Source organism: Cyanobium sp. CH-040, assembly GCF_024346135.1.
Taxonomy (GTDB): Bacteria; Cyanobacteriota; Cyanobacteriia; order PCC-6307; family Cyanobiaceae; genus NIES-981.
In genome coordinates this window covers 132,555-150,890 of record NZ_JAGQCJ010000002.1, presented here as the reverse complement: position 1 = coordinate 150,890, position 18,336 = coordinate 132,555, and the positions used below count along the sequence as shown (strand labels likewise).

The following is an 18,336-nucleotide window of genomic DNA, read 5'->3' as shown; positions in this document are numbered from 1 at the left end:
ATGGAGCCACCGGTCTGAACCTTCGATCTCCATCGCCGCACGCGACGCACCAGTGATCCCGCGACGACAGCTGTCCCGTTCCTACAGCTCCTGATTTGCACAGCTTGGCTATGAGAGGCGTACGCGAACGATCTCCTCTCTCACCCTTCACTCTGCGGATCACCCTCAGAACCATTCAGCACCCTCAGGGTGGTGCGTTTCTCCACCGCTGAAGGAAGATTCCTGGACACCGGGCAGGCTTGCATCCGCTCCGCGATCGCGGCGAGACCGTCCTCGGAGCAGGCCCCAGGGGTCGCCGTCCCAGTTTCCTCCTGCTCACCGGTGTACGGCTGTCCGGCCTCCAGCTGAATGGCGAAGTCGCCGCTGACGCTGCGCAGCCGCCAGTCCTCGGAGGCGACAACCGTGAACCGCGCCGTCACCCGTTCCAGGTGAAGGTCCCGTTCCCGGGCATTGGCCACGAGATAGAAGTGCTGACAGAGCAGCAGTGAGATCAGGTAGATCCGGAACCCCGGCATGGTGAGTCCGAGCTCCTGGGGTTCCCAGTGGCCCTCCGGGTTGAGCCACTGCACCGCCAGGTCGGTGCAGGTGCTTCCCGGAGCGGCATGGCGGCTCTGCAGACGGAATCGGAAGGTGCGCTCGGCGCTCATGGCTGGCGCGATGACGGGGACGGGGACGGGGCCATCGAGGCGGCAGTGGGGGGAGCGTGGCGACGCCAGGCCTCCACGCCCGTGAGCAGGGCCGAGGCCACCAGCAGGGCCGCGAAGCCCTGACGCAGCCGCAGTTCAGGCAGGTGGGGCGCCAGCAACTGACCGGCCAGGCCGCCGGCCATCCCTCCCAGGAGCAGGGGGATCAGCAGCGATGCCACCGCTCCCGGCCAGTGCCCCAGGGCCAGCAGGGCCACGAGGGCATTGGTGGCGATCAGCAGCAGACTGGTGCCGCTGGCCAGTGCCATCGGCAGGCCCCCCAGCAGCACCAGGGCCGGCACGATGGCGAAGCCACCCCCCACCCCGGCGATGCCGGTGAGCAGGCCCACCAGCACGCCCTGCACCGCCAGCATGCCGCCGCCCGCCAGGCTGACCCGGGGGACGACGGCACCCGCCGGCAGCGTGGAGCGCCGGGTGAGCAGCCACGAAGCCAGCAGGGCGGCCGCGGCGAACAGGGCCAGCTGCAGCGCTTCGGGCACCAGGCCAGCTTTCACGAGGCTGCCGCCGATCCAGCTTCCCGCCAGCGCCGGGACGCCCAGCACCAGGGCGGGGCGCGGGGCGATCCAGCCCCGTCTCAGGTATGGGGGCACATTCGCCAGGGCCAGCAGCCCCACCGCGATCAGGGAGAGGGGCACGGCCTCGCGGGTGGGCAGTCCCACCCCGCTCGCCAGCAGGGGCAGCAGCAGGATCGAGCCACCGGCACCCAGCACCGCCAGCAGGAATCCGATCACGGCCCCGCCGGCGAGCAGCAGGAGCGATGGCGCGTCGATCACGGGGAGACCTGGTTCCAGGGCATCGCCGCCAGCAGCCGCGCCATGCCGCAGTAGCCGCTGATGCCCGCGAACACCAGGCCGGCCGCCACGAACCAGCAGAGGAGAATCCAGGCCGGCGAAACCGCCTGGCTGAGGATCAGACCCAGCAGCACCAGGGAGCCGGCGGCGATCTGCACCTGCCGGATCAGCGGCAGCGGTGCGCTGCGGAGGCGGCGCAGGGGCAGGCCGGCCTCCTCCCACGCCACCACCCCGCCCTCCAGGTCGGCGACGGCGTGGGGGTGGCCCTGGTCCTGCAGGATCGCCAGGCCCTGGGCGCTGCGGTTGCCGCTGTGGCACACCAGCACCAGCGCTCCAGCCGGGAGTTCGGCCTCCGCCAGCCGGCCGAGCGGGATGTTGAGGCTGCCTTCGATGTGGCCGGCGGCGAACTCCACCGGCTCGCGCACGTCCACCACCGTCACGCTTCGGCTGGCGAGCTGGCGGGCGAGCTCAGGCGCCGAGACACGGCTGACGGGCGTGATCGGCTGGGGCGTGGTCATCAGGTCTGCAGGCATCGTCTGGCGTGGGGAGCAGTGGGGGACCGGCGGAAACGGGCGGCAGCGAGGGCTGGCGCCGGGCCTGCTTCAGCGGCGCTGGGGAACCTCCAGCGGATAGCCCTCGTCGGCCCAGCGGCGCAGGCCGCCGCGCAGGTTGGCCACTTCGGACCGGCCCGCTCTGAGCAGCTGCTGGGTGGCCAGGGCCGAGCGGCTGCCGGAATGGCACACCACCACCACCGGACGATCCGCCGGAATCTCGCCGCTGCGCCGCTCCAGCTCGGGCAGCGGGATCGCCAGACTTCCGGCCACACGGCCGTCGGGCCCCTCGATCTCCGCGCTGGAGCGCACGTCCAGGATGGTCACGTCCTGGCGGTGGGCCGCCACCCAGGACGGCATGAGTTCCGGCAGACCGGCATAGCTGCGCGCCAGCGGCGCCCAGGCCGGCGTCGCCTGCGGCTCCTGGGGTCTGCCGGAGCGCAGGTTGCCCGGCAGCGCCTCGGCGATGCGATGGGGGTGGGGGAGTTTCATGTTCTCCATGTGGCCCACGAAATCGCGTTCCGTGGCGCCGGCGCCGAGGCGGGCGTTGTAGGCCTTCTCCTCCGCCACCGAGGTGACGCTGCGGCCGGTGTAGTCGTGCCCCGGGTAGAGCAGGCAGGACTCAGGCAGGGTGAAGATCTGGCCGGTGATCGAGGCCCACAGGGCGCGGGCATTGCCCTGCTGGAAATCACAGCGACCACAGCCCCGCACCAGCAGGGCGTCGCCGGTGAACGCCATCGAGCGGTCATCAAGCACATAGGTGAGGCAGCCGTCGGTGTGTCCCGGCGTGCTGCGCACCTCCAGGTGGCGGCTGCCGAAGGTCACCCGATCGCCGTGGGCCAGGGGCAGGGTGACGTTCTCGGCGCCGCCGGCGGCCGCCAGCCCGATCGCGCAGGCGGTGGCGGCGTGCATCAGCCAGCTGCCGGTCACATGGTCGGCATGGACATGGGTGTCGAGCGAGGCCACCAGCGCGATCCCCAGCTCGCGGATCAGGGAGAGGTCGCGCTGGTGCTGCTCGAACACCGGGTCGATGATCACCCCCTCCCGACTGGCGGCATCGGCCAGCAGGTAGGTGAAGGTGCCGGTTTCGGCATCGAACAGCTGGCGGAACAGCAGGGCACCACCGCCGGCGGCGGCCACCAGGTCGATGGCGCGCTCGCCAGCCGGGTGGGGGGAGACGTGGGGGACAGGGTCCAGACCGGGTTCCATGGCGTCGTCACCGAACTGACTATGACTATACCCGCATAGAAGGATTGTTTCTGGCGTTGCCGCTGCTGCTCGCCTGATCCGTCCTCAGTCACGGGGGGTTCGCCCCTGGTCCAGCCAGCGCCGTGACGTGGCGCTGATCTGGCTCGCCGATGCCCGCGGCAGGGGCAGCACCGTGGCGCCGGCCCTGCTGCCCAGTTCCGCCAGCAGCGCTGAGGGCGGATGGCGGGTGCCGGTGTCGATCACGAGCAGGGGCATCTCCAGGCTGGCCAGGGCACCGGCGATCGTCAGCACCTCCGCGTGGATGGCCGCCAGGGGCAGCACCTCGCCGCCAGGACTGCCACCGCCGGCCGTGACCGCCAACGAGCGGCTCAGGTCAACATTCGCCCTGCCGTCGCTGACCAGCACCACGATCACCTCGGCGATGTCCTTGGAGAGCAGGGCATTGCCTCCCACCCGCACGGCCAGGGCCAGGCCATGGGCCATTGGCGAGCCGCCGCCGCAGGGCAGACGCTCCAGCCGCCGGGAGGCCGCCGTGATCGAGCGGGTGGGCGGCAGCTGAACCCGCGCCCGCTGGCCTGCGAAGGTGATCATGGCGATCTGGTCGCGGTGGCGGTAGGCCTCGCTGAGCAGCTGCAGCACCGCTCCCTTGGCCGCCTGCATGCGATTGAGGGCCATCGAGCCGGAGGCGTCCACCACGAAGATCACCAGGGCGCCGGCCTTGCGCGCCAGGAGCTTGACGCGCAGATCCTGATCGCGGATCAGTACCTGCCGTCCCCGGGTGCGGGCCTCCCGCCGCTGCAGGAGCCGGCGGCGGATCAGCTGATGCGGCGCTGCCGCCCGCAGCGTGGCGTCGACGGCCACCCGCACGACCGGCCCATGGGGCAGCACCGCCTTGACGTACCGGCCCCGCTCCCGGGAATGCACCAGCCCGCCCCCGCCGCCGCGCCCCTGGCGACGGCCGCGGTGCGCCGCGATCGCCAGCAGATCGGGGTCGAGAGCCACCCCCTCCGGCGAGAACAGGAAGGTCTCCGGCACCCCGTCGGGGTCCTGGGGCGGTGCGGTCGTCTCGCCACCTTCCGGCGGCGGCGGGGCCGTATCGGCGGGCGGCTGGTCTGCGGGGGACGGCGGCGGCGGTGACGTCGGTGGCGGCGGGGGCGCTGCGAGCACAAGGGCCGAGCGGGGCAGAACCGCCAGCCGCACCGCTTCGCGCAGGTCGGCCGCCTTCACCCGCTCCCGCCCCTGCAGCGCGGCGTGGGCCCGGGCCACCCGCACGGCAAACAGATCGGCCCGGTGCCCCTGGGTGCCGGCCCGGATCGACTCCTCCACCAGGTAGCGGATCTGGGCCCGCTGAATGCGCATCCGCCGCAGGCGCCGGCGGCTCGCGAGCACCTGCCGCCGCAGCGTCTCCAGCCCGGCGCCGTAGAGGCCCCAGAACTGCGCAGGCTGCTCAGCGAACCAGAGCACCCGGCGCACCGCCTCCACCCGTTCGTCGGGCGTCAGGGGCGGGTCGGCGCTGAGCACCATGGCGAAGCGGTCCAGCAGGTGGGGTCGCAGCTCCCCCTCGGCCGGGTTGGCGGTGGCGATCAGCAACGGCCGGCAGGGGTGCCGGAAGCTGATGCCCTCGCGCTCCACCTGGTTGAAGCCCGCCGCCACGGCGGAGAGCAGCAGATCGGCCAGGGCGGGCTCCAGCAGGTTGAGGTCGTCCACGCACAGCACGCCGCGGTGGGCCTCGGCCAGCAATCCCGGCTGGAACACCGGCCGGCCCCTGCGCATTGAGGCCTCCACATCCACCGAGCCGAGCAGCCGGTCTTCGCTCACCCCCAGCGGCACCTGCACGAACGGCGGCGGCACCAGGGTGCTCACCGGCGTGCGGCTGATCCGGGCCCGGCGGGCGACGGTGGCGTCGTCCCAGTCCCAGGGCGCGGCGGGATCGGCCTGGGCGCAGGAGTGGCGGATCACCCGGATGGGGGGCAGCAAGGCGTGCAGGGCCCGGGCCATCACGGTCTTGGCCGTGCCCCGCCGCCCGGCGATCACCACACCGCCGAGTCCGGGGTCCACGGCCAGCAACAGCAGGGCGGTGCGGATGCGCTCCTGAGCCACCACGGCATGCAGCGGATACGGCTGTACCGCTGGGGAAACGCTCACCCGGCCCCGGCGGCCACGGCCACGCCCTCGAGTTCTGCGTCGGTGAGGTCGTGGAGCTGGCGCAGGGCCGCCAGCCTTTCGGGGGAGGCCTCCCAGATGCCGCGGCTGCTGGCCTCCAGCATGCGGCCCACCACGTTGCGGAAGGCTTCGGGGTTGGCCTGGCGCAGGCGCGCGGCCATGGCCGGATCGAGGGCATAGGTGTCGGCCGCCTGGTCGTACACCCACGGGTCGCGGAAGTCGCTGGTGCCCGCCCAGCCGATCAGCGCCGTCATGCGCTGGGAGATCTCGTAGGCGCCGCCGGAGCCCATCGCGGCCATCGCCTCTGCCCAGCGGGGGTTGAGCAGCTTGCTGCGGTACTCCAGCCGCAGCAGCTCATCCAGCTCCCGGGGGGTGGTGTCGCGCGAGAACGACTCGACGAAGCTGGCCGGCACGCGGCGGCCGGGCCGTTCGGCGGCCTGGGCCACCTCCGCGGCCCGCTTCAGCCCGCCGGTATTGGCGTAGTACTCCTGGATGTCGGTGAGGCCGTATTCCACCGAATCGATCTGCTGCACCACCCGGTCGGTGCTGCGCAGCAGCGAGGCCAGCACCTCCGGCCGCGCCTGGCCGTGGTCGCTGCGCCCGTAGCTGTAGGCGTTGCGGTCGCGCCAGGTGGCGGCGAGCTCATCGCCCTGCTCCCAGCTGGCGTCGGTGATCCGGTCGTTCACCAGCGAGCCGAAATCGCCGGCGGGATTGGAGAACAGGCGGGCGCTGGGGTTCTCCACCCCCTCTGCCCGGAGGGCCTCGCAGTGGCGGCGGATGGCGTTGCGCTCCTCGGGCTCGTCAGCCTCGGCGGCGCGGCGGAAGAGATCGTCGAGCAGCTCGAGGATGTTGCCGAAGCTGTCACGGAAGATCCCCGACAGGTTGGCGAGCACGTCGACGCGGGGATGGTCGAGCTCCGCCAGGGGGATCAGGTCGTAGCGCACGATCCGGCCCGTGCCTTCCTGCACCGGCCGGGCCCCCACCAGCTCCAGCAGGATCGCCAGCGATTCCCCCCGGGTCTTGATGGCATCGAGGCCCCAGAGCATCACCGCCACGGTCTCCGGCCAGGCACCGTCGTGCTCGGCCCGGTGGCGCTCGAGGATGCGGCGGGCGATCGTGCGGCCGCGGGCCATCGCCCCGGCCGAGGGCATGCGGTAGGGGTCGAGGGCATGGATGTTGCGGCCGGTGGGCAGCACGCCCGGCCCGTCGCGCAGCAGGTCCCCGCCGGGGGCGGGGGGGATGTACTCGCCGTTGAGGCCCCGCAGCAGGTTGGTGAGTTCCTCGCGGTTGCGCTGCAGCAGCCCCGCCACCTGCAGGGCCTTCGCCAGCGCCTCCTCGCCGGCAGGGTCCAGCTCGGGGTGCTCCAGCAGCAGGGCGTGCCCCCGGGCCTGCAGGGCGTCGTCGCCGGCTGCCGGATCCAGGCTGGCCGGATCCGGCGCCGCGATCGCCTCCAGCAGCGGGTCGCTCAGCTCCTCGCCGAAACAGGCCCGGAGGTAGCTGAGCAGCTCGGCGCGGTCCGGCGGCTCACCGAGGCTGTGCAGGCCACTGGAGAACAGGCGCTGTTCCAGGAGCTGCAGGTAGCCGCTGAGCTTCCCCAGATAGGCATCGAAGAGCTCCGGCCGGCTTCCCTGCCGGTCCAGCCCCTGGGGCAGGGGGCAGTCGCGATCCAGGCCGGCATCGAACACGGCCTTGAGGATCGGCTCGCGCAGGGCGGCGTTGCGCTCGGGTTCGTCGCGGTATTCACCGATCAGATCCCGCAGCGCCACCAGCTCCCGGTACAGCCCGGCCCGGCCGTAGGGGGGCACGTTGTGGGAGATCAGCACCCCGTAGCCGCGCCGTTTTGCCAGCATCGACTCGGACGGGTTGTTCGCCGCATACACATAGAGATGCGGCAGATCGCCCAGCAGCAGGTCGGGCCAGGAGTAGCCGGTGTTGCCCAGGGGCGAGCCCGGCAGCCACTCCACCGTGCCGTGCATGCCGAAGTGCAGCACCGCGTGGGTCTTCAGCTGGCGCTGCAGCCACAGGTAGAAGGCTGCGTACTGGGGATGGGGCGTGAGGTCGCGCTCGTACATCAGCCGCATCGGATCGCCCGCCACCCCCAGGGGCGGCTGCACGCCGATCCAGACGTTGCCCAGCCGCACTCCGCCGAGCAGGAAGCGATCGCCCAGGGTGCGGATGCCGGTGCCGCTGAGCGGCCCCCACTGGCGCTCGATGCGACGGCTGTGCAGGGGCCCCAGCCATTGCCGCAGCTCGTCGGCGCTGACGCTGGCCAAAGGCGACTCCTCGAACCGCTCCCCCGGCGGGATCCGGCTCAGCCAGGCCTCATCGGCCTCCTTCACACGCCCCACCAGCTCCTCGCCGTCGGCGGGCCAGTCGGCGGGATCGCCCAGGTCGTAGCCCTGGCGGCGCAGGGCCTCCAGCAGGCTCATCAGCGAGTCCGGCACGTTCAGCAGCGCCGCCGTGCCGGTGGCCCCGTAGCCCGGCGGGAAGCCGTAGAGCACGATCGCCAGCCGCCGCGCGGCCGGAGGCGTTCGGCGCAGCCGGATCCAGGCGTTGAGACGGCCGGTGAGTCGCCGCAACCGCTCGGGCACGAGCAGGATGCGGTCACCCACCAGGCCGCCCAGGGGCACCGGGTCGATGGCCCCGTCCAGCTCCGGCAGGGCGAACAGCACCACGCTCTGCAGACCGCCGATGCCCTGGCGGCTCCAGGAATGGATGTCCTGGATCAGCAGCGGCGCCGCCACCACGTAGGGCACGTTCTTGGCCCGCAGGATGCGCTGCGCCACCTCCTCGCGCCGGCCGGCCTCCATCGAGCCGGCCGGTCCGCCCACCAGCGGGAAGCCGATCGTCGAGACGATCGCCTCCACCGCCACGGCCTGCCGCCGCTGGGGAGAGGGCGGCTCGCTGGCGCTGGTCATCCAGTCGCGCACGGCCATGTGGCCCTCCACGCCGTTGATGAACACCGGCAGCGGCATCAGCCGGGCCGCCTCGAAGGCGCGGATCAGCTGGCCGATGTAGGGCTGGGCCGTGATCACGTGCTTGCGGTAGAGCAACAGGCCCACCACCGGCCAGTTCTCACGCCCGGGGCGGCTCTCCGGCCGGGTGCGGTGGAACCAGGCCAGGTAGTCGCCGGGCCGGCGGAACACCTCCGGGTGGTCGGGATGGACCAGCCCCATGGCGGGCGTGTCCTGGGGCGGCGGCACCGGACCGCAGTCCAGGCCGAGGCCGTGCCGGGCCAGATAGAGGAACAGGGCTGTGACGTTCTCTTCTCCCCCCGCGTTCCAGTAGCCGTAGAGCACCAGCCAGTGGCGCAGATCCTGGGCCCGGCGTGAGGGCAGGAAGCGCAGCAGTTTCGGGCCCACCTTGAGGACGCCCACGTAGGCCGCCAGGCGGTCCTCCTCACGGCCGCTGCCGAACTTGTCCAGTAACGCCCGCACGGGCCGGGGCATCCCACGGGAGTCGGCGCCGATGGTGAAGCGGCCGAGCCGCGTCAGCGCCATCAGCTCCAGGGCCGACTCGAACACCAGCCGCACGGGAATCTCCGCGGCCTGCCGGATCAGCCATTCGACGTCGTCGAAATCGAAGATCAGGCTGGCGAAGAGGGCATCGGCGCCGCTCAGGGCAGCCACGAGTTGGGGATCGCGTCGGCGCAGGTCGTGGTCGCTGAAGACGCGGATCTGCAGCCCGGTGCACCGCGCCATGGCCCGCTCGGCCGCCTGGCGGTAGAGGGCGGCGTTGAACACCTCGAAGCCGGCGATCAGCACCACCCGGCGGAGCCTGGACCCGCTCGCGCCGCTGGATCCGGCGCCGGCGGCTGGGTTCGCGCTGCCGATCGTCATGGCCGGCTGCCCTCCTTGCCCCCATTCTGGTCCGCCCGCTCTGTCCCGGCGCCGGCGGCCCTGAAGGCTGGCCGGGGCTGCGTTAGAACCCCGTCAACGGCCCCGCCAGACGATGTCCTTCCTGATCCCCGCGCTGCGCCGCCTGCTGATGCTGGGCTGGCTGGTGCTGCTGCTGGTGGCAGCCGCACCGGCCCAGGCGGCCTTCGAGCTGCCACCGCTGCCCTACCCCTTCGATGCCCTGGAGCCGGTGATCGACGCGCGCACCATGGAGATCCACCACGACCGCCACCACGCCGGTTACGTGGCCCAGCTCAACGCGGCCCTCAGCGAGCGGGACGATCTGGCCGGACTCTCGCTGGAGCAGTTGCTGGCCCGGGCACGGCGGCTGCCCGACGCCATGCGCAACAACGCCGGCGGCTACTGGAACCACAGCCAGTTCTGGAGCGCCATGGCGCCTGCCGGCGACGGTGGTGCCCCCTCCGAGGAGCTGGAGGCGGCCATCGATGCGGCGTTCGGCTCAGCGCAGGGGCTCCAGGAGCGCTTCAGCCAGGCGGCGGCCGCCCGATTCGGCTCCGGCTGGGCCTGGCTGATCCTGCGCCCCGACGGAACACTGGCGGTCACCAGCACCGCCAACCAGGACAATCCGCTGATGAACCTGCCCGGGATCGAGCGCGGCACGCCCCTGCTGGGGCTGGACGTGTGGGAGCACGCCTACTACCTGAGCTATCAGAACCGCCGGGCCGACTACATCACGGCCTGGTGGTCGCTGGTGAACTGGGATCAGGTGAATCAGCGCTATGCCGAAGCCCTGAGCCCAGCCAGTGCCGGCCAACCAACTCTCAGCCCTCGAACTCCCGGCGCGGAGCCGTGACCCCGGCGGGTTCGGTACCCTTGATGTAGGCCAGCATCGTGTCGGCGTCGGAGACCTCGAAGGGATCGACGGGGCAGTTGTCGCCGAACTCCGGCTCCAGGAAGATCTTCTCGATCTGGCCATCGTTCACCAGCATCGAGTAGCGCCATGAGCGCAGTCCGAATCCCAGATTCGACTTGTCCACCAGCATGCCCATTTTGCGGGTGAATTCGCCGTTGCCATCGGGCAGCAGAAACACGTTCCTGGCGCCGACCTGCTTGCCCCACTGGAACATCACGAAGGCGTCGTTCACCGACAGGCAGATGATCTGGTCCACGCCATGGGCGCGGAACTCCTCGTAGAGCTCCTCGTAGCGGGGCAGGTGATTGGAGGAGCAGGTGGGGGTGAAGGCACCCGGGAGGGCGAACAGCACCACCTTGCGGCCGCCGAAGATTTCATTGCTTGTGAGGTCCTGCCAGCGGTAGGGGTTGGGGCCGGGGACGGATTCATCGCGCACCCGGGTCTTGAAGGTGACATCGGGCACGCGGGCGAGCGGAGGCATGGATCGGGGAGCGGGGTGAGAGCGGGCGCCGGAACCCCGGCGCCAGAACCACCCTAACCCATAGTCACTCCGCTTAAGCCTCCATGCGCATAGCCTGGCTGGCCTGCACACGCGTGCCCGCGGGGGCGAAGAGAAAGACCTCCTCGGCGATGCGGTGCACCTGACCGCAGATGGCCTGGATGCCGCCGCAGACGAAGTCGATCAGCCGCTGCCCCGGACTGTCCTCCAGCCAGGCCGAATTCACCACCACGGTGCGGTTCGCGCGCACCGCCGCGATCACGGTGCGGGCGTCGTTGAGGCTGCGCGGCGTGAACACGAGCACCTGGGAACCGCCGCCGACGGCTGGACTGGATCCTGCCCAGGGCTGGGATGGCGCCACACCTGGCACCGGAACCGGGAAGGCGGTGAAGGAGCTGTTCATGCCCTTCAACCTGGTTCGGCCGACAGTGTGGTGCCGGGCCCCTTCAGGTCGGCTTCGCTTTTCTGTGAAGCCAGATCACGGCAGGGGCCGTCTGCAGAGCTCCAGCAGGAAATCGAGGGCCAGGGGATCGCGCAGCTGCTCACGCCGCCAGGAGCGGGCGCACTGCTGCAGCGTGCGGCGCCGGCGCTGGAGCTGATCGAGTTCGAGACGGAGGCGGGTGAACAGGCGGGAGTCCTGGCAGCGGTGCATGCAGTCGTGCAGCTGGCGGCTGCGCTGGCGGAGCCCATCCACCTCCCGGCAGAGGCTGGCGACCAGGCTGTCGCCCGTGGTGACGCAGCTGGGCATGGCGGCGTGGTTCATGCCGCCAGGGGAGCGGTTTCCACCAGGGCGGGAGCCAGGCGCAGGCCCGCTGCTCCCGCCGGCACCTGGATCAGCTCGGCGCTGCGGAAGCGCGAGATCAGGCGGGTGGTGGTGACGCGGGTGGTGCCGATCAGCTCACCGATGCGTTCATGGGTGAGGCGGAAGGGCAGGTCGCACCAGTCGCCGCAGCGGCGGCCCAGCCGGTTCACCAGCAGGGCCAGCAGCGCATGCAGACGCTGCTCCGCCGAGCCCAGATGGCGGATGCGCAGGAGCTGCAGCGTCCACTCGTTGACGGCATCGAAGCCCTGGCGGTCGCTGCTCTCGCTGTGGTTGCGGAAGCACAGCGGCGTGAGCGCCTCCACGCAGACCCCCTCACTGCACAGGCGGTCAGTGCACAGCTGATCGCCCACCTGGAGGAATGCGATGGTCATGCCCTCGGTTTCCTCGCAGGGGCAGTAGACCCGCGCCACCCCCTCCAGCACCTCGATGGCGCTGCCGGCAGTGTGCAGGCTGGTGTCGATGAGCACGGACTGGCCAGCGGGAACGCGGACGGCAGCCACGGCCTCATCGGGCAGGAAACGGAATCCCATGGCCACGCGGCGGTGCTTGTTGAGAACTGCTCGCAACCTAGAGGCACCAGCCCCCCTTTTGCAAGCGATTCTCAATAGCAAGTTGCAGTTGCAACGCGCGTCGTCTCAGGCCACGGCGCGATAGCGGCTGTGCAGCTGGATCTGGGATCCCGGCAGCACCTCCAGCCGGCCCTCGCCGCTCACCAGCGCCCCCCGGGGTGCCGTCCAGGGTTCGAGACACACCATCGGGCGGGGAGGGTCGCTCCAGATCACCACCCGATCCAGCGGGGCGCTCGGCTGCAGCTCCAGGGTGGTGCCGGCGCTGGGATCGACCAGGCGCACAGGCCCGGCCGGCTGGGCCAGCAGGTCGATGCCCTCGGCCATCAGATCGATCTGCTGGTCGGTGTCGCACTCCTGGCCGGTGAGCTGGTCCACACAGCGGGGAGGCAGGCCCTCGAAGCGCGCTGTTGCCAGGTCAGTGATGCAGAAATAGGGATGCAGCCCGAGGCTGAACGGCATCGGGGCCTCACCGCGGTTGTGCACCGTGGCGGCGATCTCCAGGGTTCCCGGGGCCAGCCGCACCTCCAGCCGCAGCAGGAAGCGGAAGGGGTAGAGCGCCAGGGTGGTGGCGTTGTGCTCCAGCTCCAGGGCGATGCCCCGGCCATCGGCAAGCGGACGCAGCTGCCAGGGGAGATCGCGGGCGAACCCGTGCTGCGGCAGCTGGAAGCTTCCCTCGGGCAGGCTGAGCACGCCACCCGGAAGGCCACCGCAGATGGGGAACAGCACCGGCATCCCGCCGCGCACCGAGAGGGCCGGATCGCGGAAGCGCTCCTGATCGAAATAGAGCCGCTCCCTGCCGCCGCAGCGCCAGCCGGTGATCAGGCCACCTCGCTCGGGCACCACCCGCAGCAGGTCGCCATCGAGGGAATCCCTGAACTCGACGTGGGGGTAGGGAGCATCCCGCTGAACCAGAACCATGCTGCGCCGGCGAACCGCGAACGACAGCGCTATCGAAGATTCCGGCTCAGGCTCGTGGTGGGTTCTGCCAGGAAACAAGCACAGCCGCTCAGCGGCGGCTGCGGGCCATGCTGGCGATCTTGTTCTCCACGGCGCGCACCAACGACTTGCTGCGGTTCACCTCGCCGATGCGTTCGCCCTCCTTGGGCCGCACCAGGGGGTTCTCCCGCAGCTCGGAGCGCAACTGGCTCAGGAGCCGGAAGTGGCTGGTGCTGTTGTGCTTGCGCAGGACGACGGGATCCCAGGCCATGGATGACTGCTGCTGACTGACCAGCCTATGGCCCGGCGGTCACGCCCTTGTGATAAATTGTTAGGGACAACTGGAAGTCGGTACGAGTTCGGCTTCGAGCCTCGGCCACGGGGTCGCCCTGCCTGCCACGTTTCAGTTCGTCCTCCCCTTCCACCCCGCACATCGAGCATGTCCCGACTCGTCGGTCTGCAGGCCCCCGACTTCACCGCCACCGCCGTGGTGGACCAGGAGTTCCAGACGGTCTCCCTGAGCCAGTACCGCGGTAAGTACGTGGTGCTGTTCTTCTATCCGCTCGACTTCACCTTCGTGTGCCCCACGGAGATCACCGCCTTCTCCGACCGCTACGCAGACTTCACCAGCCGCAACACCGAGGTGCTGGGTGTGTCCGTGGACAGCCAGTTCTCCCACCTGGCCTGGGTGCAGACCGAGCGCACCAGCGGTGGTCTGGGCGAGTGCAGGTACCCCCTGGTGGCCGACCTCAAGAAGGAGATCGCCCGTGCCTACGAGGTGCTCGACGAGGAGGCCGGCGTGGCCCTGCGCGGTCTGTTCATCATCGACCCCGAGGGCGTGATCATGCACAGCACGATCAACAACCTGCCCGTGGGCCGCAGCGTCGACGAGACCCTGCGGGTGCTGCAGGCCTTCCAGTACGTGCAGAGCCATCCCGATGAGGTGTGCCCCGCCAACTGGCAGCCCGGCGACAAGACCATGAATCCCGATCCGGTGAAGTCGAAGGACTTCTTCGCCGCCGTCAACTGAAACGGTCGCTCGGCTCCATCCGATCTGTATGGGGGTGCTCCGGCACCCCCTTTTTGATGGGTTGCTGGGCGCCTTGTGCGGGCTTCAGCGCAGCAGCGAAGCCAGCAGAGGCCGGCCATCCACCCCGCCGGTGACCGGGTCGCAGGCCCGCTCCGGGTGGGGCATCAGCCCGAGCACATTGCCGGCGGGATTGCTGATCCCTGCCACGTCGCCCACCGATCCATTGGGATTGGCGGCGTAACGCAGCACCACCTGGCCGTTGTCCTCCAGGCGGCGCAGGTCTTCAGGGTCGCACTGGTAGCGCCCTTCCCCGTGGGCGATCGGCAACCGGATCGTCTCCCCCGCGCCATACCCCTGCAGCCAGCGACAGCCGCCGGGGCTGACCCGCAGCTCGGCCGGTTCGCAGATGAAATGCAGGCCGGCATTGCGCGTCAGCGCCCCCGGCAGCAGACCCATCTCGGTAAGCACCTGGAAGCCGTTGCAGATCCCCAGCACCGGGCCGCCGGCAGCAGCGAACGCCCTCACCGCCTCGAGCACGGGCGCGAAGCGGGCGATCGCTCCGCAGCGCAGGTAGTCGCCATAGCTGAAGCCACCGGGAATCACCACGGCATCGATGCCGTCGAGCTGGCGCTGCTCATGCCACAGAAAGGTGGTGGGAACCCCGAGGCAACCCTCCAGGGCCCAGCGCACGTCGCGGTCGCAGTTTGAGCCGGGAAAGACGAGCACACCGACGGTCATGGGTGCTCAGCCGCCGCCGGCTCGCTGATGTCCAGGCTCCAGTTCTCGATCACTGGGTTGGCCAGCAGGCGGTCGCTGATCAGTTCCAGCTGGCTCTGCGCCGTGGCCCGGTCGGGGGCCTCCAGTTCCAGCTCGATGGCCTTGCCGATCCGCAGGCGTCGGACCCCATCCACACCCAGCCGCGCCGCCGCCGCCCGGGTCGCCTCTCCGGCGGGGTCGAGCACCGATGGTCTGAGCGAAACCTGAACGCGGGCGTGGAAGGTGGGCACGGCGGCTGGCGAGTTTGTTACATCTTCGCAGCCCCTGGGCTTCAGCACTGGCACAGGGGCGCACGTTGAAGGTAGTAGCGCTGCCGATCATGCCGGTCCTCCGTCTGGGGACGGTTGTACGCCTGGGATGGAGGCAGGTGCTCAGCCTGGCGGCGCTGGCCTCTGCCCTGATGCTGTGGAGCGCCCCGCCGGCCTCCTGGGCTCAACCCCAGCATCCAGCCGTGCCGCTGCGCTGCCGCCTGGAGGGCGGACCCTGGCAGGACTGCCGGATGACGGTGGATCAACTCGGCGAACGCTGGAGCCTGCTGGTGGGCAGTGAGCGGCTGTGGTTCGAGCACGACGGTCGCGGTTCGGTGCGGATGCAGCGGGGCAACCGCGACTGGAGAGCGGTGGAGGCGCAGTGGAGCGCCGATGCCGCACTCTGCTGGGACGGTGTCTGCGCCAAGGGCGAGATCCCCCTGGACTGATCCGCCAGCACCCGAGCAGGCGCCCTAGCCCAGGAGCTCCGCCAGACCGGCCCGCAGGCTGTCCTCCTGCAGCGCGAAGCCCAGCATCACCAGGTCGAGACCCGCCGGCTCCGTTCCGTCCGGCGGCGCCTCCGCGCTGAACCAGCTCTCCAGGCGTGGTCCCACCGCCTGCAGTTCCAGGGTGCGGGCCTTGCCGGGGATGCGCAGTCTTCCCTTGACGCGCACCAGGGCGTGGCTGCGGATGATCTGCGAGACGGCCTCTTCGACCGCCGCGCGCTGGAAGCAGCCCGTCAGCTGCAGCGCCAGGGACTCCATCGCCACATGGTGATGGTGGTCGTGGTGGTCATCGTGATGGTGGTCGTGGCCGTGATGGTCGTGGTCGTGGCCGTCAGGGGGGGCGGCTCGGTGGTCGAGTCCCAGCAGCACCTCGGCGGGCAGCACCCCGCGGGCCACCGGCAGCACCGGCGTGCCGGTGCGGATCTGGCCGGTCAGGCGCCGGCGCACCTGGTCGAGCTGCGGCTCGCCGAGGCGATCGGCACGGCTGATCAGCACCAGGTCGGCGCTGGCCAGCTGCTGGGCGAACAGCTCATCGATGGCGGTGGCATGGTCGAGGCTGGGATCGGCCCGGCGCTGGTTCTCGAGCGCGGCGGGATCAGCCACCACCGCTCCGCCAGCCAGCGCCTCCCCGTCCACCACCGTCACCACACCGTTCACACGGGTGCGGGAGCGGATCTCCGGCCAGTCGAAGGCCGCCACCAGGGGCTCAGGCAGGGCCAGGCCACTCGTTTCCACCAGGATGCCGTCGAGCTGATGGGCCCGCTCCAGCAGCGTCGTCATCGTGGGCAGGAAGTCGTCCTGCACCGTGCAGCAGAGGCAGCCGTTGTTCAGTTCCACCAGGCGGCCCTCGAGTTCGTCCTGGGGACAGAACCCGCAGCTGCGCAGCAGGTCGCCGTCAATCCCCACCTCGCCGAACTCGTTGACCAGCACGGCCAGGCGCAGGCCGCTGCGCAGCAGGAGCTCCCGCAGCAGGGTGGTCTTTCCGGCACCGAGAAAACCCGTCACCACCGTCACCGGCAGCCGGGCATGTCGCGTGTCTGTCACGGCTGGCGAGGTGCTGGTGGTCATCGGCAGCCCAGGCTGTCACGGGTGCGCACACCGGTCACCGGATTGGCACCGCTGGCGCGCTCGCAGAGCTGTTTCTGCTGCGGCAGGTCCAGCACCGCATCGGTGAAATCGGCGCCATCGATGCGGGCACCGCTGAAGCGGCTCTGCATCAGCATGGCGTTGCGCAGGATGGCACCACTGAGATCGCTGTCATCGAAACGCGTGGCATAGGCCACCACATCGCCGAGATTCGCGCCCTGGAGATCGGCGCCGCGAAGATCGCTGTTGTTGAACACCGCACCGCGCAGGTCGGCCTGGCTGAAGTCGTACCCCGCCAGCGACGCCTTCAGGAATTCCGCCTGCAGCAGGGTGCGCCCATGCATGTCCGGCTGCAGATCCTGCAGGGCTCGCTGACCCCGGAGTTCCGGAGCGGTGATCGCCAGAGCCGTGGGTGCGCTGATCAGCAGGCCCACGAGTGCCGCGAGCAGCAGACCGAGCGCCGCGGGCATCCATCCCCGTGGCTGCACCGGAGCGCTGCGGCGTGGCGGGCAGATGCGGCGGGGCTGGACCGGGAGGCGGGGCATCGGTGCGCACCTACGGTGAACGCTCAAGTTATGGCAACCATGGCGATGACCCTGCGGGTGGTGGTGCCCCCCCACCCCCTGATCGGTCACTGGCTCACCGTGCTGCGCGATCCCAGCACGCCGGGTCCGCTCTACGCCAGCGCCACGACCGAACTGGGGCGTTGGCTCACCTACGAGGCTCTGCGCGACTGGCTGCCGCATCGCTTCGTCAGCGTCGACACCGATCTTGCGCCCTGCCAGGGGCAGGTGGTCGATGCCACCGTGCCGATCCTGGCCATCCCCCTCTGCCCTGACGGTCTGGGCCTGTGGGATGGTGCCAGGACGGTGCTTCCCACCGCCCGGGTGCTGCACCTGCGCCGGGGTGAAGCCCTGCCGGATGCCGGCATCGATCCCCGCTGCGGCGTGCTCGTGTTCGCCGCGGAGGTGGGCGACGCCAGTGAGCTGGAGACGCTGCTGGCGACGCTGGCCGACCAGGGCGTGGCGGGTCCGAGGCTGCGGGTGGTGACGGCGCTCGTCGCCAGCGACGGCCTCAAGCGCCTGGGGGAATCCTTCCCGGAGCTCACCCTCTACACCGCCTGCATCGACCCCACCCTTGCCGCCGATGGCCGCATCAGCCCCGGCATCGGGGCCGTGGCCGAGCGGCTGTTCGGCTGCCCGTCAGTGGAATTGGCTGTGCCTGCTGCCTAGGCTCTGAAGGCAGAGGCAAGGCACTGTCATGGCTGAGCGCGACCGGACGGACCTGAGCCGCACCTCCGGGGATGCCACCTTCCGGGATGCCGAGGTGCGCTGTTCCCAGGGTTCCGCCGTGCTGGCCAGTGCGGTGGCCGGGGCCGTGCTCGGCGCCGCCGGCCTCGGCTGGTGGCTGCTGTCGGTGGCGGAGCGCCGGCGTCTGGCGGCCCGCCAGGAGCGCAGCCTCCGCCTGTCCCGCCTGCAGGGCGGTGCCGATCCCCTCGATGACGCCCTGCGTGGCACCGCGGTGCCCGTGACCCCGGAGGCTGGCCCCGCCGGGGAGAAGGACCTCCATGACAAGGTGCACGAACTCAACCAGGCGATCGAAGCCGTGCGCCGCCAGCTGGAGCAGCTGCAACCCCAGGGCTGAGACCACCGCTGGGTAGGTTGCAGAGCTGCG

At 70.7% G+C, this 18,336-nt stretch carries 21 protein-coding genes; 5 read left to right on the top strand and 16 right to left on the bottom strand.

Translation table 11 applies throughout. The features are described 5' to 3' along the window. Positions 1-140 precede the first annotated feature (140 nt). The 6 genes from KBY90_RS03605 to KBY90_RS03580 all read right to left on the bottom strand — a co-directional run bounded on the left by KBY90_RS03605 (position 141) and on the right by KBY90_RS03580 (position 9,257). Positions 141-647 carry a hypothetical protein gene (locus KBY90_RS03605; RefSeq protein ID WP_254967095.1) on the bottom strand — a complete coding sequence of 169 codons (507 nt, stop codon included), beginning with the start codon at positions 645-647 and terminating at the stop codon, positions 141-143. After that, positions 644-1,477, bottom strand: a complete 834-nt coding sequence (locus KBY90_RS03600; RefSeq protein ID WP_254967094.1) for a sulfite exporter TauE/SafE family protein — start codon at positions 1,475-1,477, stop codon at positions 644-646. The genes KBY90_RS03605 and KBY90_RS03600 overlap by 4 nt, the downstream gene beginning before the upstream one ends. Further along, positions 1,474-2,013, bottom strand: coding sequence for a rhodanese-like domain-containing protein (locus tag KBY90_RS03595; protein WP_254967093.1), 540 nt, complete (start codon positions 2,011-2,013; stop codon positions 1,474-1,476). Before KBY90_RS03595 ends, KBY90_RS03600 begins: the two co-directional genes overlap by 4 nt. 84 nt (positions 2,014-2,097) lie before the next feature. Further along, positions 2,098-3,255: a rhodanese-like domain-containing protein gene (locus tag KBY90_RS03590; RefSeq protein ID WP_254967092.1), complete on the bottom strand. Its 1,158-nt coding sequence runs from the start codon at positions 3,253-3,255 to the stop codon at positions 2,098-2,100. Positions 3,256-3,339: 84 nt separating this feature from the next. Continuing rightward, entirely contained in the window at positions 3,340-5,400 is a 2,061-nt protein-coding gene (gene bchD, locus KBY90_RS03585) for a magnesium chelatase ATPase subunit D (protein ID WP_254967091.1), read from the bottom strand. After that, entirely contained in the window at positions 5,397-9,257 is a 3,861-nt protein-coding gene (locus KBY90_RS03580; RefSeq protein WP_254967090.1) for a cobaltochelatase subunit CobN, read from the bottom strand. The genes bchD and KBY90_RS03580 overlap by 4 nt, the downstream gene beginning before the upstream one ends. 148 nt (positions 9,258-9,405) lie before the next feature. On the opposite strand from KBY90_RS03580, the gene KBY90_RS03575 reads away from it, so the two are divergent. Then, the gene (locus KBY90_RS03575) at positions 9,406-10,128 is read left to right on the top strand and encodes a superoxide dismutase (RefSeq protein WP_254967176.1); all 723 of its coding nucleotides are present in this window, start codon (positions 9,406-9,408) and stop codon (positions 10,126-10,128) included. Here the strand turns inward: KBY90_RS03575 and KBY90_RS03570 are convergent. The 6 genes from KBY90_RS03570 to KBY90_RS03545 form a co-directional block, all read right to left on the bottom strand. Further along, entirely contained in the window at positions 10,097-10,669 is a 573-nt protein-coding gene (locus KBY90_RS03570; protein ID WP_254967089.1) for a peroxiredoxin, read from the bottom strand. The genes KBY90_RS03575 and KBY90_RS03570 overlap by 32 nt on opposite strands. Positions 10,670-10,742: 73 nt before the next feature. After that, positions 10,743-11,090: a cell division protein SepF gene (locus KBY90_RS03565; RefSeq protein WP_254967088.1), complete on the bottom strand. Its 348-nt coding sequence runs from the start codon at positions 11,088-11,090 to the stop codon at positions 10,743-10,745. A 75-nt stretch (positions 11,091-11,165) separates the two neighbouring features. Then, the gene (locus tag KBY90_RS03560; protein ID WP_254967087.1) at positions 11,166-11,450 is read right to left on the bottom strand and encodes a hypothetical protein; all 285 of its coding nucleotides are present in this window, start codon (positions 11,448-11,450) and stop codon (positions 11,166-11,168) included. Further along, a complete protein-coding gene (locus KBY90_RS03555; RefSeq protein ID WP_254967175.1) occupies positions 11,447-12,040 on the bottom strand; it encodes a Crp/Fnr family transcriptional regulator in 594 nt (197 codons plus the stop codon). The genes KBY90_RS03560 and KBY90_RS03555 overlap by 4 nt, the downstream gene beginning before the upstream one ends. 105 nt (positions 12,041-12,145) lie before the next feature. Next, entirely contained in the window at positions 12,146-12,997 is an 852-nt protein-coding gene (locus tag KBY90_RS03550; RefSeq protein WP_254967086.1) for a galactose mutarotase, read from the bottom strand. Positions 12,998-13,085: 88 nt separating this feature from the next. Continuing rightward, positions 13,086-13,286, bottom strand: coding sequence for a hypothetical protein (locus KBY90_RS03545; RefSeq protein WP_254967085.1), 201 nt, complete (start codon positions 13,284-13,286; stop codon positions 13,086-13,088). A 168-nt stretch (positions 13,287-13,454) separates the two neighbouring features. On the opposite strand from KBY90_RS03545, the gene KBY90_RS03540 reads away from it, so the two are divergent. After that, on the top strand, positions 13,455-14,045 hold the full coding sequence (locus KBY90_RS03540) for a peroxiredoxin (RefSeq protein WP_254967084.1): 591 nt from the start codon (positions 13,455-13,457) through the stop codon (positions 14,043-14,045). 84 nt (positions 14,046-14,129) lie between these two features. Here the strand turns inward: KBY90_RS03540 and purQ are convergent, their stop codons facing one another. Continuing rightward, a complete protein-coding gene (purQ, locus tag KBY90_RS03535) occupies positions 14,130-14,783 on the bottom strand; it encodes a phosphoribosylformylglycinamidine synthase subunit PurQ (protein WP_254967083.1) in 654 nt (217 codons plus the stop codon). Next, positions 14,780-15,052 carry a phosphoribosylformylglycinamidine synthase subunit PurS gene (gene purS / locus KBY90_RS03530; protein WP_254967082.1) on the bottom strand — a complete coding sequence of 91 codons (273 nt, stop codon included), beginning with the start codon at positions 15,050-15,052 and terminating at the stop codon, positions 14,780-14,782. Before purS ends, purQ begins: the two co-directional genes overlap by 4 nt. Before the next feature lie 89 nt (positions 15,053-15,141). Between purS and KBY90_RS03525 the strand changes: the two genes are divergently transcribed. Beyond that, positions 15,142-15,519 carry a hypothetical protein gene (locus KBY90_RS03525; RefSeq protein ID WP_254967081.1) on the top strand — a complete coding sequence of 126 codons (378 nt, stop codon included), beginning with the start codon at positions 15,142-15,144 and terminating at the stop codon, positions 15,517-15,519. Positions 15,520-15,543: 24 nt separating this feature from the next. On the opposite strand, the gene cobW is transcribed toward KBY90_RS03525, so the two are convergent. Both cobW and KBY90_RS03515 read right to left on the bottom strand, forming a co-directional pair. After that, complete coding sequence (gene cobW / locus KBY90_RS03520) at positions 15,544-16,644, bottom strand: cobalamin biosynthesis protein CobW (protein ID WP_254967080.1); 1,101 nt, start codon at positions 16,642-16,644, stop codon at positions 15,544-15,546. After that, positions 16,641-17,132 (bottom strand): pentapeptide repeat-containing protein, encoded by a 492-nt coding sequence (locus tag KBY90_RS03515; protein ID WP_254967174.1) that lies wholly within the window; start codon positions 17,130-17,132, stop codon positions 16,641-16,643. Before KBY90_RS03515 ends, cobW begins: the two co-directional genes overlap by 4 nt. Before the next feature lie 114 nt (positions 17,133-17,246). Here KBY90_RS03515 and KBY90_RS03510 point away from each other — a divergent pair, with 114 nt between their 5' ends. Next, entirely contained in the window at positions 17,247-17,894 is a 648-nt protein-coding gene (locus KBY90_RS03510; protein WP_254967079.1) for a uracil phosphoribosyltransferase, read from the top strand. A 28-nt stretch (positions 17,895-17,922) separates the two neighbouring features. Continuing rightward, complete coding sequence (locus KBY90_RS03505) at positions 17,923-18,306, top strand: hypothetical protein (RefSeq protein WP_254967078.1); 384 nt, start codon at positions 17,923-17,925, stop codon at positions 18,304-18,306. The last annotated feature ends 30 nt before the right edge of the window (positions 18,307-18,336 follow it).

Coding starts and splice junctions, on each gene's coding strand:
- KBY90_RS03575 (WP_254967176.1), top strand. CDS start 9,406: ATGCTGGGCTGGCTGGTGCTGCTGCTGGTGGCAGCCGCACCGGCCCAG.
- KBY90_RS03550 (WP_254967086.1), bottom strand. CDS start 12,997: ATGGTTCTGGTTCAGCGGGATGCTCCCTACCCCCACGTCGAGTTCAGG.
- KBY90_RS03580 (WP_254967090.1), bottom strand. CDS start 9,257: ATGACGATCGGCAGCGCGAACCCAGCCGCCGGCGCCGGATCCAGCGGC.
- KBY90_RS03515 (WP_254967174.1), bottom strand. CDS start 17,132: ATGCCCGCGGCGCTCGGTCTGCTGCTCGCGGCACTCGTGGGCCTGCTG.
- cobW (WP_254967080.1), bottom strand. CDS start 16,644: ATGACCACCAGCACCTCGCCAGCCGTGACAGACACGCGACATGCCCGG.
- KBY90_RS03510 (WP_254967079.1), top strand. CDS start 17,247: ATGGCGATGACCCTGCGGGTGGTGGTGCCCCCCCACCCCCTGATCGGT.
- KBY90_RS03505 (WP_254967078.1), top strand. CDS start 17,923: ATGGCTGAGCGCGACCGGACGGACCTGAGCCGCACCTCCGGGGATGCC.
- KBY90_RS03590 (WP_254967092.1), bottom strand. CDS start 3,255: ATGGAACCCGGTCTGGACCCTGTCCCCCACGTCTCCCCCCACCCGGCT.
- purQ (WP_254967083.1), bottom strand. CDS start 14,783: ATGACCGTCGGTGTGCTCGTCTTTCCCGGCTCAAACTGCGACCGCGAC.
- KBY90_RS03565 (WP_254967088.1), bottom strand. CDS start 11,090: ATGAACAGCTCCTTCACCGCCTTCCCGGTTCCGGTGCCAGGTGTGGCG.
- KBY90_RS03570 (WP_254967089.1), bottom strand. CDS start 10,669: ATGCCTCCGCTCGCCCGCGTGCCCGATGTCACCTTCAAGACCCGGGTG.
- KBY90_RS03525 (WP_254967081.1), top strand. CDS start 15,142: ATGCCGGTCCTCCGTCTGGGGACGGTTGTACGCCTGGGATGGAGGCAG.
- KBY90_RS03545 (WP_254967085.1), bottom strand. CDS start 13,286: ATGGCCTGGGATCCCGTCGTCCTGCGCAAGCACAACAGCACCAGCCAC.
- KBY90_RS03605 (WP_254967095.1), bottom strand. CDS start 647: ATGAGCGCCGAGCGCACCTTCCGATTCCGTCTGCAGAGCCGCCATGCC.
- KBY90_RS03540 (WP_254967084.1), top strand. CDS start 13,455: ATGTCCCGACTCGTCGGTCTGCAGGCCCCCGACTTCACCGCCACCGCC.
- KBY90_RS03560 (WP_254967087.1), bottom strand. CDS start 11,450: ATGAACCACGCCGCCATGCCCAGCTGCGTCACCACGGGCGACAGCCTG.
- KBY90_RS03555 (WP_254967175.1), bottom strand. CDS start 12,040: ATGGGATTCCGTTTCCTGCCCGATGAGGCCGTGGCTGCCGTCCGCGTT.
- KBY90_RS03595 (WP_254967093.1), bottom strand. CDS start 2,013: ATGACCACGCCCCAGCCGATCACGCCCGTCAGCCGTGTCTCGGCGCCT.